The following is an 11512-nucleotide window of genomic DNA, read 5'->3' on the forward strand; positions in this document are numbered from 1 at the left end:
CCGAAGAGAGTTTTGGGCGATTTTACTTTTCTTCACATACCTTTAAATTTTTTGGTTCACCTAACTTATATGCTAACATCGCTAATATACTTTAAATATTAAAAAGGGGGCGTTAGTGAAACCACAATTAGATCAAAAACAATCTAATAACCAGTTAAATCTTTATGAACAAGATTTTCAACTGTGGATTGAACAAACAATTAGCTCCTTAGAAACAAAACAATTTAACTCATTAGATATTGAACATTTAATTGAGGAACTGAAAGAGTTGGGGAAATCAGAAAAAAGAGCATTAGAAAGTAACTTAATGGTTTTATTGGCACATCTACTAAAACTTATGATACAACATGATGCTCCTGATTCTATGAAAAACAGTTGGTATCGTTCAATTATTGAACATCGTCAACGGGTTTTAATTGCTCTGAAAAATACTCCTTCTCTGAAATCCTATTTAGAAACAGCCTTAGAAACAGCCTATCCCGATGGGCGTAATTTAGCTATTCAAGAAGGGAAAAAAGCGTCTTTTGGTGTTCGTATTCCTCAAGAAGATGAATACCCAAATGTTTGTCCTTTTTCTCTAGAACAAATATTAGATCAAGACTTTTTCCATCTTCCTAGTCAATAATTATATGGCAACATAAATATAATTAACAGAATTAATAACACGATAGAGGATAAAATTTATGACACTCACTGATAAATTCCAAGGTTATGCAGCATTGAAACAAGGGGAAAAACTACAGCAATGGGAGTATGAACCTGCAAAATTAGGTCGTCAAGATATTGAAATTCAAGTTACTCATAATGGATTATGTCATACAGATATTCACATGAGAGATAATGACTGGAATGTGAGTAAATTTCCCTTAGTTGCAGGCCATGAAGTAGTGGGGAAAGTTACCCAAATAGGTGAAGATGTTACTTCATTGACAATTGGCGATCGCGTGGGTTTTGGTTGGATTCGTAACTCCTGTAGAACCTGTGACGCTTGTTTAAGAGGAGAAGAAAATGTTTGTCAAAAAGGTTATACAGGCTTAATTATTGGTAATCATGGAGGATTTGCCAATTGTTTACGCGCTCCCGCCGATTTTGCCTATAAAATCCCTGATGCTTTAGATTCTGCTAGTGCAGCCCCGCTATTATGTGCAGGAATTACAGTTTATAGTCCTCTGAGAACTTATATCAAACATCCGGGGATAAAAGTAGGAGTAATTGGTATTGGTGGACTAGGACATTTAGCAATCAAATTTGCGCGAGCAATGGGAGCAGAAGTCACCGCTTTTTCTACTTCTCCTGATAAAGAAGAGGAAGCAAAAGCATTTGGAGCGCATCATTTTTGCAGTTGGAATAATGCTGAAGAAATTGTACAAATAGGCGGAAAACAGGATCTAATTATCAGTACTAGTTCATCAGCAATTGATTGGGATAAATGTTTTAATTTACTGGCTAATAATGGAGTTTTCTGTATAGTTGGACTTCCTGTTTCCACTCTGAATATTCCACTTTTACCTTTAGTATTTGGACAAAAAGCCATTGTTGGTAGTGTAGTAGGAGGACGGAGATTTATGAAAGAAATGCTAGCATTTGCAGCAGTAAATCAAATAAAACCCATGATTGAAATCATGCCCTTATCTGATATCAATGCAGCGATGGATAAAGTTGCTGCAAATAAAGCCCGTTATCGCATTGTATTAGTGTCAGATAATTAGTTAGGACTTATGCAACCGGCACATTGGTAGGGTGTGGTTTGACGCTTGTATAAGTCATATTAGTTACTAAGTAGCTATCATAAACCGAGTATATCACCAGGGATGAAAACATAATGGTAACTGCAATAGTGATTGGTTATGGTAATGAATTACGTGGTGATGATGCCATTGGACAACAGGTAGCAAAAGCGATAAAATATTGGCATTTATCATCTGTACAATCAATTGCAGTTCACCAATTAACACCAGAATTATCTGAAAATTTGGCCAATTCTCAATTAGCAATTTTTGTGGATGCCCGTATTGATCCTCAATTTGGTGAGGTACAGGTACAATCATTATTACCTTCTAAATCTAGTTGTATAGATGCTCATATAAGTGATCCCAGATCCCTACTTGCACTATCTCAATTTCTCTATGGTAATTGTCCAGAGGCTTGGTTAATTACAGTCCCAGGAGTAAACTTTGAATTGAGCGATCGCATTTCCCCCACGGCAGAAAAAGGCATTGCGATCGCAATAGATAAGATTATTCAAATTCTGAATACAAGTAAAATTTATAGATCGAGTTAGAATGAAAAATATGTAATAGAAAACACGTACAAATGACAACTGATCAAGGAGTAGTTATGCAAGAATCTATTAAACCTAGTACCGATAAGGCTTATGATATCTTGCATACAGAGAGAATAAATCCCTTAGATGCGATTTTTGCACCCAAAACTGTCGCTGTTATTGGTGCTAGTGAAAAACCGGGCAGTGTGGGACGTACCCTATTATGGAATTTAATTACAAATCCCTTTAATGGTACAGTTTTTCCCATCAATCCTAAGCGAAATAGTGTATTAGGAATTAAAGCCTATGCTACCATTTTTGATGTTCCTGAAAAAATAGATTTAGCCGTAATTGCCACCCCTGCTCCCACCGTGCCTCAAATCATTTCTGATTGCGTTGAAGCGGGAATTAAAGGTGCAATAATTATTTCCGCAGGTTTTAAAGAAGCAGGTACAAAAGGCATTGCTTTAGAAAAAGAAATTCTCGAAATAGCACACAGAGGAAAAATTAGAATAATTGGACCCAACTGTTTAGGAGTTATGAGTCCAATTTCCGGTTTAAATGCCACCTTTGCCAGTAAAATGGCACAACCAGGAAACTTAGGTTTCTTGAGTCAAAGCGGGGCATTATGTACATCAATTTTAGATTGGAGTTTACAGGAAAACGTTGGTTTTAGTGCCTTCGTTTCCATCGGTTCAATGTTAGATATTGGTTGGGGAGATTTAATTTATTATTTAGGAGATGACCCCAATACAAAAAGTATTGTAATTTATATGGAATCTGTCGGTGATGCGCGTTCTTTTCTTTCCGCAGCGCGAGAAGTAGCATTAACAAAACCGATAATTGTCATTAAAGCCGGTCGTACAGAAGCAGCAGCAAAAGCCGCCGCTTCCCACACAGGATCATTAGCAGGAAGTGACGCTGTTTTAGATGCAGCTTTTAGAAGATGTGGCGTATTAAGAGTTAATAGTATTTCTGATTTATTTGATATGTCAGAAGTATTAGCCAAACAACCGCGTCCCAAAGGTCCAAGATTAACAATTTTAACTAATGCTGGGGGTCCAGGAGTATTAGCTACAGATACATTAATAGAAAGTAAGGGAGAACTAGCACCAATTTCCGAAGAAGTAATTAATTCTTTAAATGAAATTTTACCCCCACAATGGAGTCACAATAATCCTATTGATATTTTAGGAGATGCTGATCCCCAACGTTACACAAAAGCCTTAGAAATTGCCGCCCAAGATCCTCATAGTGATGGTTTATTAGTGATTTTAACTCCCCAAGCTATGACCGATCCGACAAAAATTGCTCAAGGATTAAAACCTTATGCACAAATGCCAAATAAACCCATTTTAGCAAGTTGGATGGGTGGGGAAGATGTGGCACAAGGGCAACAAATTCTTAACCGTCAAGGTATTCCTACTTATGCTTATCCCGATACAGCAGCGCGGATATTTAGCTATATGTGGCGGTATAGTTATAACCTCAAGGGAATTTATGAAACTCCTGTACTACCAAACTTAGAATGTAATAGTAATTCCCATAATTGTGCATTAGTTGAAACCATTATTAACGATGCTAGAAAAGCCCGAAGAACGATTTTAACAGAATTTGAATCTAAGGAAATTTTAGCCGCCTATGGTATTCCTGTGGTTGCTGGAAGCATTGCCAAAAATGCCGAGGAAGCAGTAGAATTTGCGGAAAAAATTGGTTATCCCGTGGTTTTAAAGTTGTATTCTCAAACCATAACTCATAAAACAGATGTGGGAGGTGTACAGTTAAATTTGCGAAATGCCGAAGCTGTAAAAAAAGCCTATCATCTAATAGAAACTTCGGTATTACAAAAAGCTAGACCAGAAGACTTTTTAGGCGTAACCGTGCAGCAAATGGTAAAAACTAGCGGTTATGAATTGATAATTGGCAGTAGTTTAGATCCGCAATTCGGACCAGTTTTATTATTTGGTGCTGGTGGACAATTAGTAGAAATTTTCCAAGATAGTTCTATTGCTTTACCACCTCTGAATACCACCTTAGCTAGAAGGATGATGGAACAAACTAAAATCTATAAAGCATTGAAAGGTGTGCGGGGTAGAGAAAGTATTAATATGGCAGCTTTAGAGGAGTTATTAGTAGTATTTAGTCATCTGGTAGTAGAACAACCTTGGATTAAAGAAATAGACATTAATCCTTTATTAGCTATTCCTCCCAGTCCTGATCATGCTAGTGGTTTAATAGCATTAGATGGTAGAATAGTTTTACATTCTCCTGATGTAGAAAAATATCAATTACCAAAATTAGCCATTCGTCCCTATCCTCACCAATATGTTAGTAATTGGACTTTGAGAAATGGTACACCAATTACTATCCGTCCTATCCGTCCAGAAGATGAACCATTAATAGTCAAATTTCACAAAACCCTATCAGAAGAAAGTGTATATCTACGTTACTTTCATCTAGTGAAATTAAGTCACCGTATTGCCCATGAACGACTTACCAGAATTTGTTTTATTGACTATGATCGAGAAATGGTATTAGTTGCAGAACATGAAAACCCAGAAACCAAAGAAACGGAAATTTTGGCAGTAGGCAGATTGAGTAAATTACATGGTAATAATGCGGCAGAATTTGCCATGCTGGTGAGCGATAAATTTCAATGTCAAGGTTTAGGTACGGAAATAGTCCGCAGATTAATAAAAGTAGGTAAAAATGAAACAATCTGCTGTATTTATGCTGATATTTTGGCAGATAATACAGGGATGCAAAAAGTATGTGAAAAACTCGGTTTTACAATTTCCCATACCAGTGATGCCACAGTATTAAGGGCAGAAATTAAATTAACATAGCAGGAGGCTTCAGGACAGGAAAGATGAGGGAAAGCCTTATCCTGTATGATTTAGGATTTACGCAAGTGTCACACCAAAAATCTGTTGTAGGGTGTAGTTCCATAAACTCACCAACCACGTCAGACTGCATAAATCCTGCAAATAAATATACCCCCCTGTAGTCCCCCGTTAGCAAGCTACGGTGTACAGTTTAATCAAGTGGACTAATAGGGTTTTGATGCCCCCTAACCCCCAATTCTGGGGGAATAAGAATTTCAAAGTCCCCTAAACTTGGGGGATCTAGGGGCTAAATAATCATAAAACGAAGACAGATAGAACTTGTGTGTACACCGTAGCCTTAGCAAGGGGGGTAAATTATATGCAACTTTACAAAGAAATGGTATTACTATATTTTCATCAATTTTTAAATTAAATTTTTTTCAACAAACCATAGGATTTACATAAACAGAAAGGTGACGCACTGGAAAAGATAACTCTACAATTGGAGTTAGGGATAGGCAAAACTAGCAATAGCAGTTTATGTACAAATTAAAGCATCTATTTAAGATATAACCTTTATACACAGGCTTATTATCTGACAAAAACTATTTCAATTATCAGTCAAGTAGGTTTTATATATGAATGAACAACAAAGAACTAAGAGTATTTTCTCTGGTGTGGTAGCAGCTATCTCCGCCACAGTAGTAGTAGTTAGCGGTGGTGTAGCTTGGTTTGCGTCTCAGTCTCCCAATACTCCTGCACCTGCGAACTCTTCACAAACTATTAAAGAACCTGTCAAGAATTCTACAAACCAACAAGGGAATGAACAGACTGCTAATATATACTGGCTCAGATCCCAGGAAAATCGTCTAGATTTAGTTCCCCAACCTCTGAAAATTGCCGCTAACCAACCTCAGCAGGTTTTAGAGAGTGCTTTTGAGACCTTATTAGCCGGACCAAAGGAAGCAACAGACTCTACCACTATTCCCGAAGGTACTAAACTATTAGGATTAAAAACAGGAAACAACGATATTCATGTGAATTTATCTGAAAAATTTACTACTGGTGGCGGTAGTACATCTATGATGGGTCGAGTCGGACAAGTTGTATATACTGCCACTACTTTAAACCCTAAAGCCAATGTATACATTGAAGTTAACGGTAAACCCTTAGAGGTATTAGGGGGTGAAGGTTTGGAAATAGAACAACCACTCACCCGCACAAGTTTTCAGAAAAATTATCCGTTGAAATAATTGGTGATTGGTAATTGGTAAAATGTAACCTCTCTTACCTGTCACCGTGGCGTAGCACCTGTCAACTGTCAACTAATTATAGTTAATCAGGGTTAATTCTCATTAAAGGCTGGCCATATTCTACTGGTTCACCATTTTGAACTAAAATTTCCATCACCTGTCCAGAGACTTCGGCTTCAATTTCATTCATCAGTTTCATGGCTTCAATAATACAAACACTTTGACCAGCTTTGACGCGATCGCCCACTTCCACAAAAGGAGCTTCTCCCGGGGCTGGAGCGCGGTAAAACGTGCCTACCATGGGTGATTGTACCTCAACCAATTTTTGATTAATTGGTGAAGGAGTAAGAGCAGATGGTGTGACTACATTATCCACAACTTTATTGATTACCATTTCTGGTGTAGTTGTAGATACCAAGTGGGTTACGCCATCACTAACTGGTGCTTGGCTATTATTGCCAAAACTGATGGCTTTTCTGACTGTTAGCTCAAACTCATTATTTTTGAGTGTAACTTCAGCAATGTCGGTTTGGGCAATAGTTACTAATAGCTGACGGATTTCATTAAAGTCTAATGTCACAATTGTTTTACCTCGACCTAACCGTTAAATTAAAATTCTAAGTGAGGCAGGGATTTAATCCCTCTATAAAAAAGGGATTGAAATCATTAAGTACCAATTTGAGATTTTGGATTTTATTTCTCACTATTCCCAGTTGGTATCAAAATTATTGGAAAATTATTCCCTGCCTAAATATTTATCTTCTCTGGTATCAATCTTAATGCGCTCCCCTTGAGTAATAAACAAGGGAACCATGATGGTTGCACCAGTTTCTAGGGTGGCTGGTTTCGTACCACCTGTGGCAGTATCACCCTTAACACCAGGATCAGTTTGAGTAACTTCCAAAACTACAGAATTAGGTAGTTCAACTTCTAGCACCTGTTTACCCCAGCGAATCACATTCACTTCCATACCATCTTTAAGGTACTTGACGCGATCGCCAATTTGCGCTGAAGTTAATCTATCTTCTTCATAAGTCTCCATATCCATAAAGACAAACTCATCACCTTCTTTATAGGTATGTTGCATCGTTACCTTTTCCAGAGTAGCCTGGGGGACAGTTTCCCCAGCCCGAAAAGTTTTTTCTAATTGTTTCCCAGTTTGGACATTTTTCAGGGTTGTCCGCACGAAAGCAGAACCCTTACCTGGCTTAACATGAAGAAAATCTACCACGCGCCAGACCGAACCATCTAATACAATTGAAACACCAGGTCGAAAGTCGTTACTAGAGATCATGAAACTTGCAAATTTTCCAAGACAATCGGCATTCATTGTACCCTTCTAGCGTCATAATTGGTTAGTTGTCAGGGAATAGGCAATACCAAAGACCATTCTCCCCTGCTTCCCTGCCCCTCTGTCCCCAGTCCCTCAATATGGGAAGATAATTAATGGGTTAGTTCCAGTCAACACTTTAATGCTGAAGAAAGAAAAATTCCATGTTGAACTTATTAAAGTCCTGGGTGAAGAACAGCCTCAAGGCAATATTGCTATTAACAATATTTTTAGCCATTGGTACAGTTGGGTGGACTCCCACTGCTAACGCCAGCTTACCAGCCGGTAACGCAATTACCGACGGTAAGGCTTTGTTGCGCTATGCACTGCCAATTGATAATCAACCTGTCCGTAAACTACAAGCCAGTTTAGAGGATATTTCTAACCAACTGCGAGCGAATAAGCGGTGGAGCGCGGTTAATAATGACCTTAAGCAGGCATTGCGGATACTCGATAAACCTTCCCAAATATTAGCAAGCGTTCCGGAAGAACGCCAACCTCAAGCTCAAGCTTGGATGACTGAATTGAAATCTGGCATCATAGAACTACAAGAAGTGGTGAAAACGAAACGAAAAGAACCCATTCTTGACGGCAGAGCTAAATTACTCAATCTTGTCAGCTTGTTAGAAGAATCAATGGTGACAAAATTCCCTTTTGAAGTTCCGGCTGAGTATAGTAACTTACCCCAACTCAAAGGACGCGCTACCATTGCTTTAAAAACTAATAAAGGTGATTTGACTGTAGTTGTAGATGGCTATAGCGCCCCTGTGACTGCTGGTAACTTTGTTGATTTGGTACAAAGAGGTTTTTATAACGGTTTAGAATTCACCCGTTCGGAAGAATCTTACTTTCTCCAAACCGGAGATCCTGTAGGTAAGGAAGTCGGTTTTATTGATCCTCAAACTAGCAAATATCGGGCTATTCCTTTAGAAATTTTAGTCCAAGGTGAAAAAGAACCAATCTATGGCATTACTCTCGAAGAAGCTGGGCGTTATTTAGATATGCCGATTTTACCATTTTCTTCTTTTGGTGCTTTAGTCATGGCACGGCCAGAAAATGAAGCTAATGGTGCTTCTTCGCAAATTTTCTTCTTCTTGTTTGAACCTGAACTTACTCCCGCAGGACGTAATCTTTTAGATGGTCGTTATGCTGTGTTTGGTTATCTAACTGAAGGTAGAGAGGTTTTAGATAAGCTCAAAGCTGGTGACAAAATTGAATCTGCAACTGTTATTCAAGGTGGGGAAAATTTAGTTCAGCCAAAAGCAGTTTCATAAGAGATTAAAATCAAAAGGTAGGGATGTTTGAGTTTAGTAAACATCTCTACTTTCTCAAAGCGACTCTTTCCGCTTGCGGTTAGCAGTAATAACGTCTTTCAATTAATTTTTGAGTCTATCCATTATTTTCCTTAATTTAGCTAGAACGTTGTTTTCTAAACTTGTAGACCAACGATATTTATAGCTTTTATGCTGGTATCTGCTAATCTTTTCCTTGAGGTTTTCTATAGATATACTCTAGAGTTTTTACGCAGTCCAAGAAGGATGAGATATTGCGGGCAATTACCTGTTTTGTGTGAGTATTGATAATGGCATAGCCAGAACCTTCATTAACTACAGCATATTGCCCTTGTACTGTTACATAGGCGTTTGTGTCTATTCTTTTGATGTCACTCATTTGGGAAACTAAAAAGACAACTGTTTTTTAATATACTCTAATTGGAACATGAATTGGCATAACTAGCTATTAATAGCAGGTACAGGTAAATTAAGCTATCATGGGTTCTCCTAGTCGTTTTAAAATTTGCAACACTTCAGCTAATTCATGTCGGCGGGGAAATAGGGAAAATGTTCGTGATACGTCATATTGAGGTTTGTCTGTGATAGCTAGTTTTATAAATATAAATTCATCGCCATTCGTAGCCATACCAAATACAGATTGATCCCGGTGAGGAGTAGTTAACATATAGGCTAATAACTGCGGTATTGCTGTCACAACTGGAATGCTATTTCGTTTAGATTCAACCACAAAAATCCACAGTTTTTCTTGTACAACTAGGACATCAATAAAACCGCGAATTGTTGCTTCTGGTTCTTCAATTTCTAAATTTATGCCATAGGGTGAGCAAATTCGGTAAGGTGAATCTAGAAAACCTGCAAGTTCCAAAAGTGGTGAAACGATTAAAAGATTAATTGTCCCTTCTAATAATAGACCATCAACGCGATGATAATCATAACGCTGTTTAATGCGAGTAACACCTGATTGTTCTTGTGGTTTGAGTAGGGGTAAATCTGTCAACCATTCATTAAAAAAGTTTTCATCTTCTGCTTGGTGTAAGTTACAACGAGTTTGTAAATCACTCAAGCTTTTAATAGTGTCTGTAATGCCAACGGTAGAAACCATTTGTTATGACCTTTCTCGTAATAAGCAACTTCATTGATAAAGATGGGATAAACATGAGGATTTCCTTGATAGCTAATTATACCAACAGTAGAAACCATCTGCTATTACTTCTTTATGTTCAGGGACAAATTAGCATTTACATGAGATAAATATAGCGGTATGCGCTTGAACGAGATACAGAATTTACCTAAAAAACTATACACTCTCATGACTTTCAACTCTGTTCCCTGTTCCCTGTTCCCTGCTATAGCAACTTTAGTTAATCATTAATTCTCCTCGCATAACTGTTACAGCTTGTCCAGATATAAAAACCCTATTTCCTCCTGGATAATAGACTTTTACTACTCCACCTCGACTAGAAGCTTGATAGGCTAAATACTCATCTTTCCCTAATTTATCTCGCCAAAAAGGTGCTAAACAACAATGTGCAGCACCTGTTACCGGATCTTCATTAATCCCTAAAGCAGGAGCAAAAAAGCGGGAGACAAAATCATATTCTGAGTCAGAATTAGCAATGCTAGTAACGATAATATCAGCCTTTGTGAGAGTTTTCATCTGTTGGAAATTTGGCTGCATTTCTCTGACTAATTCTTCAGATTTTACTTCTACTAAATAACCCAAAGAATTTTGGACAACAGATTTAATAGTTACTCCTAAAACTTCACTTAATTCTGGAGTTACTTCTACAGGTTGAGAAAGATTAACAGGAAAATCTAACTGAATCCAATCATTTGCTAACTTTGCTATTAATATCCCGCTTTTTGTGTAAAACCGCGCTTCTTGATTTGGTAATAAATGTCCTTGTGACCATAATACATGAGCGCTCGCTAAGGTTGCGTGTCCACACAAAGGAACTTCTACTGTAGGTGTAAACCAACGTAAATTAAAACCGTTATCTTGTTTAACTAAAAAAGCGGTTTCTGATAAATTCATTTCCTGGGCAATATTTTGCATCCATGATTCAGATTTTGGACTATCTAAAATACAAATAGCAGCAGGATTTCCCTTAAATGGGGTATTAGTAAAAGCATCAACTTGAGTAATAATTTGATTCATTTGCATAACTATCTCAATCTATGATTTTGTGTGAGATTTTAACCACTATTCTATCTTTCTTTGGGATCTATTATTCGCAAAAAATCTGTTCTCAATCCTTTTGATTACTCATAGGTTCTTGAATAACTCATGAGAGTTATACATCAAATGCTTGTGGGTTTTGTCTATATTTGTATAGGTTTATTCATTAAATTGTCAACTTAGGACAAGCTCTTTCCCCTAAGTATTGAGGGGAAATTAGCTAGTTAAATATTTGCCAACTAATACTAACTAATGCTATACTTTCCCTATGGCATACATACCACTTAGAAAAGCGGTCGAATTTCTGGGATTGCATCCAAATACCTTGAGGAGATATGCAGATGAGGGGAAAATCAAAAGCATTAAA

The 11512-nt window shown here is 37.5% G+C and carries 12 protein-coding genes; 6 read left to right on the forward strand and 6 right to left on the reverse strand.

Translation table 11 applies throughout. From position 1 onward, the window contains the following. The first annotated feature begins 115 nt into the window (after positions 1-115). The 5 genes from CUN59_RS18845 (at position 116) to CUN59_RS18865 (ending at position 6341) form a co-directional block, all read left to right on the forward strand. A complete protein-coding gene (locus CUN59_RS18845) occupies positions 116-625 on the forward strand; it encodes a DUF29 domain-containing protein (RefSeq protein ID WP_104389282.1) in 510 nt (169 codons plus the stop codon). A gap of 58 nt (positions 626-683) precedes the next feature. After that, positions 684-1709, forward strand: a complete 1026-nt coding sequence (locus CUN59_RS18850) for an NAD(P)-dependent alcohol dehydrogenase (protein WP_104389283.1) — start codon at positions 684-686, stop codon at positions 1707-1709. A 113-nt stretch (positions 1710-1822) separates the two neighbouring features. Further along, positions 1823-2281 (forward strand): hydrogenase maturation protease, encoded by a 459-nt coding sequence (locus CUN59_RS18855; protein WP_207765450.1) that lies wholly within the window; start codon positions 1823-1825, stop codon positions 2279-2281. 56 nt (positions 2282-2337) lie between these two features. Beyond that, the gene (gene acs, locus CUN59_RS18860) at positions 2338-5109 is read left to right on the forward strand and encodes an acetate--CoA ligase alpha subunit (protein ID WP_104389290.1); all 2772 of its coding nucleotides are present in this window, start codon (positions 2338-2340) and stop codon (positions 5107-5109) included. Positions 5110-5726: 617 nt separating this feature from the next. Beyond that, positions 5727-6341, forward strand: a complete 615-nt coding sequence (locus CUN59_RS18865) for a GerMN domain-containing protein (RefSeq protein WP_104389285.1) — start codon at positions 5727-5729, stop codon at positions 6339-6341. A gap of 82 nt (positions 6342-6423) precedes the next feature. On the opposite strand, the gene accB is transcribed toward CUN59_RS18865, so the two are convergent. Further along, complete coding sequence (gene accB, locus CUN59_RS18870) at positions 6424-6921, reverse strand: acetyl-CoA carboxylase biotin carboxyl carrier protein (protein WP_104389286.1); 498 nt, start codon at positions 6919-6921, stop codon at positions 6424-6426. Between the two features lie 156 nt (positions 6922-7077). After that, entirely contained in the window at positions 7078-7635 is a 558-nt protein-coding gene (gene efp, locus CUN59_RS18875; protein WP_104389291.1) for an elongation factor P, read from the reverse strand. A gap of 200 nt (positions 7636-7835) precedes the next feature. Here efp and CUN59_RS18880 point away from each other — a divergent pair, with 200 nt between their 5' ends. Beyond that, positions 7836-8945, forward strand: coding sequence for a peptidylprolyl isomerase (locus tag CUN59_RS18880; RefSeq protein WP_104389287.1), 1110 nt, complete (start codon positions 7836-7838; stop codon positions 8943-8945). A 202-nt stretch (positions 8946-9147) separates the two neighbouring features. Here the strand turns inward: CUN59_RS18880 and CUN59_RS18885 are convergent, their stop codons facing one another. From CUN59_RS18885 to CUN59_RS18895, 4 genes are all read right to left on the reverse strand, one after another. Next, complete coding sequence (locus tag CUN59_RS18885; protein WP_104389288.1) at positions 9148-9342, reverse strand: hypothetical protein; 195 nt, start codon at positions 9340-9342, stop codon at positions 9148-9150. 90 nt (positions 9343-9432) lie between these two features. Further along, positions 9433-10068, reverse strand: coding sequence for a type I restriction endonuclease subunit R (locus tag CUN59_RS18890; RefSeq protein ID WP_104389289.1), 636 nt, complete (start codon positions 10066-10068; stop codon positions 9433-9435). Further along, the gene (locus tag CUN59_RS21570) at positions 10026-10166 is read right to left on the reverse strand and encodes a hypothetical protein (RefSeq protein WP_165790232.1); all 141 of its coding nucleotides are present in this window, start codon (positions 10164-10166) and stop codon (positions 10026-10028) included. Before CUN59_RS21570 ends, CUN59_RS18890 begins: the two co-directional genes overlap by 43 nt. A 157-nt stretch (positions 10167-10323) precedes the next feature. After that, positions 10324-11124, reverse strand: coding sequence for a PhzF family phenazine biosynthesis protein (locus CUN59_RS18895; protein WP_104389292.1), 801 nt, complete (start codon positions 11122-11124; stop codon positions 10324-10326). Positions 11125-11512: the final 388 nt, after the last annotated feature.

It is taken from the genome of Cuspidothrix issatschenkoi CHARLIE-1 (assembly GCF_002934005.1).
Taxonomy (GTDB): domain Bacteria; phylum Cyanobacteriota; class Cyanobacteriia; order Cyanobacteriales; family Nostocaceae; genus Cuspidothrix; species Cuspidothrix issatschenkoi.

Bases quoted from the DNA above. Each gene is read 5' to 3' on its own strand.
- CUN59_RS18850 (WP_104389283.1), top strand. From the start codon at position 684: ATGACACTCACTGATAAATTCCAAGGTTATGCAGCATTGAAACAAGGG.
- CUN59_RS18855 (WP_207765450.1), top strand. From the start codon at position 1,823: ATGGTAACTGCAATAGTGATTGGTTATGGTAATGAATTACGTGGTGAT.
- acs (WP_104389290.1), top strand. From the start codon at position 2,338: ATGCAAGAATCTATTAAACCTAGTACCGATAAGGCTTATGATATCTTG.
- CUN59_RS18865 (WP_104389285.1), top strand. From the start codon at position 5,727: ATGAATGAACAACAAAGAACTAAGAGTATTTTCTCTGGTGTGGTAGCA.
- efp (WP_104389291.1), bottom strand. From the start codon at position 7,635: ATGATCTCTAGTAACGACTTTCGACCTGGTGTTTCAATTGTATTAGAT.
- CUN59_RS18880 (WP_104389287.1), top strand. From the start codon at position 7,836: ATGTTGAACTTATTAAAGTCCTGGGTGAAGAACAGCCTCAAGGCAATA.
- CUN59_RS18885 (WP_104389288.1), bottom strand. From the start codon at position 9,342: ATGAGTGACATCAAAAGAATAGACACAAACGCCTATGTAACAGTACAA.
- CUN59_RS18890 (WP_104389289.1), bottom strand. From the start codon at position 10,068: ATGGTTTCTACCGTTGGCATTACAGACACTATTAAAAGCTTGAGTGAT.
- CUN59_RS21570 (WP_165790232.1), bottom strand. From the start codon at position 10,166: ATGGTTTCTACTGTTGGTATAATTAGCTATCAAGGAAATCCTCATGTT.
- CUN59_RS18895 (WP_104389292.1), bottom strand. From the start codon at position 11,124: ATGAATCAAATTATTACTCAAGTTGATGCTTTTACTAATACCCCATTT.